The organism is Paenarthrobacter sp. NPDC090520, from assembly GCF_044769205.1.
Taxonomy (GTDB): Bacteria; Actinomycetota; Actinomycetes; order Actinomycetales; family Micrococcaceae; genus Arthrobacter.
The window spans coordinates 1-2,346 of the sequence record NZ_JBIVXM010000051.1 but is presented as its reverse complement, the minus strand read 5'-3'; the positions used below and the strand labels follow the sequence as shown (position 1 = coordinate 2,346).

Sequence of the window (2,346 nt, the reverse complement as noted above, 5' to 3'; positions counted from 1 at the left end):
CGTTCATCCTGAGCCAGGATCAAACTCTCCGTTCAAAAACAAAAAACGAAACACAACCACCCCCACCGGAAATCACGGCAAGAAGCAGCTGCAAAATTCGAAACCAGCTGAAAACCAAACCACCACACACGGGGGTGCACGGCGGTCCAGCAAAAATCAACCAATCAATAAAACAATCGGTATCAACAAACTTGGCACACTATTGAGTTCTCAAACAACAGACCCCTCAAAACATCACCCAAACAGCACACCACCCAAAGCAGCGCAACCATCAACAGGCCATTGGAAAAGAAGGATTATTATTGGCCGCCAACCGAACCGTACACACCTTCCGGCTTTCCGTTTCGCTCCCGGCGACTCAGAAAACAATACACGCCCCCAACCCCCAACGCAAATCCACCCCCAAGCAACTCCTCGCCCTGCAAGAGGACACACGTGAATCCCACGTGAAGTTCCCATGAAAACCCCAAGTTTGCTGCGGCATACGGCTACGCGCCAGCCCCCAAAGCCAACCACCCGCCGTCGTACCTTCCCATCGGCCCAGCCCAACAACCGCTGTTCCGCAGTGAAGCGGCAGCGAACCCCTTGGGACAGTCAAGGTCTCCTGGTCCTGCGGACGCGTACCGCTTCCCTAGGAGATGGCCGCGGACAGGTGGGAGGATAAACCCATGGAACTGCACATCACAGGAGATGCTGCTGCCGACCAACTCCTCAGTGACGACGCCTTCGCGCTGCTGACCGGCATGCTGCTCGATCAACAAGTGACCATGGAATCCGCCTTCGCCGGACCCGAGAAGATCCGCTCACGCATTGGGTCCCTGGAGCCCGGCGCCATTGCGGCCTTCGACCCGGCCGGCTTTGTGGACGTCTTCAAGCAGACTCCGGCTGTCCACCGTTTCCCGGGCTCCATGGCCGGACGGGTACAGGCACTGGCCGAGACGGTCCACCAGGACTGGGACGGCCAGGCATCCGCCATATGGACTCGAGACAACCCAAGCGGGGCTGAAGTACTCCGGCGACTGAAGGCCCTACCGGGCTTCGGGGACCAGAAGGCCAGGATCTTCCTGGCGCTCCTCGGAAAGCAGTGTGGTCTCCAGGCGGAGGGTTGGCGCGAGGCCGCCGGCCATTACGGTGAAGAGGGCTCGTACTTGTCCGTGGCAGACATCGTGGATCCGGACTCCTTGGTAAAGGTCCGCGCAAGTAAACAAGCCGCGAAAGCTGCTGCCAAGGCTGCGAAGGCCTGACTTATCAACAAGACAGCTAAGGCCCCGCATCTGCGGGGCCTTAGCTGTCTGCGGCCTGGCACGGCGGATCACCGTCGGGTCGGCAGGGCGATCTCACGGGAAGGCACGACGGCGGCGTTCACCACGGCGCGATCGCCCAGTGGGCGTCCCAAGTGGACTGTGAACGGCGTGGGTGGATTGCTCTGGCACGAAGCCGCCCCGAGTGCTGCTCTCCGAACCCCGACGACGACTTCCACCGTTGTATCCGTTTCGACGAGTTTCACCACTTCCACCCTCCCTTCGGCATTCTGCCCTGAGTTGCAATCAAACTCCGTGACGAGCAAAGGGACGCTGTTGCTGTTGGGATCAGGCCTCGAAGAGGGGTCCAGGGTCACTGCGCCGGCCCTCAAGTCTCCCAAGTCCAAGGTAGGAGTACAGGCGGACGCCTCGACCACCGCCCACACAGGCTTGCCCGGTTCCGAAGCCATGGAGTCGGTGGAAATGATCACGTAAACGAAGTCGCGGATGTCGCCCGTTCCATCGTCCTTCGGTTCCGCGAGCTTGTTTATCAGCATGACCCTGCTGCTGCTCTCCTGCGCGATGAGCCAGGATTCAGCGTGGAATTGGTCCACGTTACGTCCGCTGAGTGCCGGCAGCGCTTCAGGCCCGAGCTCGGACGCGGGCCTTCGGTTCACCAACGCCTCCAGCGGAATTTCATTGCCTTGCACAACGCCCTATCGGGTGTCATCTCCGAGACCGGGCTGGCTGCGGCCGGACTCCCTTGGATCTGATCAGGAGCTGCGCATCCCGCGCCCAGGAAGGTGAACGCCAGCACGGCAACTGTCCATGTATTCGACGATGCTTTCATCCCCATACCGCTCAGGCTACGCTTCGATACGCGATGCCGGGTCTGCAGGGTGCTGAATCCTGGTACATGGTGTGTTAAAGGTGTGGAGCCCCGACCGTCGTGGTCGGGGCTCCTGTTAAGTGTTGTCCGGCGGTGTCCTACTCTCCCACACCCTCCCGGATGCAGTACCATCGGCGCTGTGGGTCTTAGCTTCCGGGTTCGGAATGGGACCGGGCGTTTCCCCCACGCTATGACCGCCGTAACCTTTTTACCCGT

Annotated in this window: 3 protein-coding genes and 1 rRNA gene; 2 read left to right on the top strand and 2 right to left on the bottom strand. The window is 60.4% G+C overall.

The window, feature by feature from the left end; translation table 11 throughout:
- Together ACIQTZ_RS23995 and ACIQTZ_RS23990 are read left to right on the top strand one after the other, a co-directional pair.
- Positions 1-439, top strand: a 439-nt coding sequence (locus ACIQTZ_RS23995; RefSeq protein WP_402984836.1) for a hypothetical protein, incomplete at its 5' end; no start/stop codon positions are given.
- 229 nt (positions 440-668) lie between these two features.
- Entirely contained in the window at positions 669-1,244 is a 576-nt protein-coding gene (locus ACIQTZ_RS23990; RefSeq protein ID WP_400337891.1) for an HhH-GPD-type base excision DNA repair protein, read from the top strand.
- A 68-nt stretch (positions 1,245-1,312) separates the two neighbouring features.
- Here ACIQTZ_RS23990 and ACIQTZ_RS23985 read toward each other — a convergent pair whose 3' ends face one another.
- Positions 1,313-1,918: a hypothetical protein gene (locus tag ACIQTZ_RS23985; RefSeq protein WP_402984834.1), complete on the bottom strand. Its 606-nt coding sequence runs from the start codon at positions 1,916-1,918 to the stop codon at positions 1,313-1,315.
- 297 nt (positions 1,919-2,215) lie between these two features.
- Positions 2,216-2,332 (bottom strand): 5S ribosomal RNA (gene rrf / locus ACIQTZ_RS23980).
- Positions 2,333-2,346 lie beyond the last annotated feature (14 nt).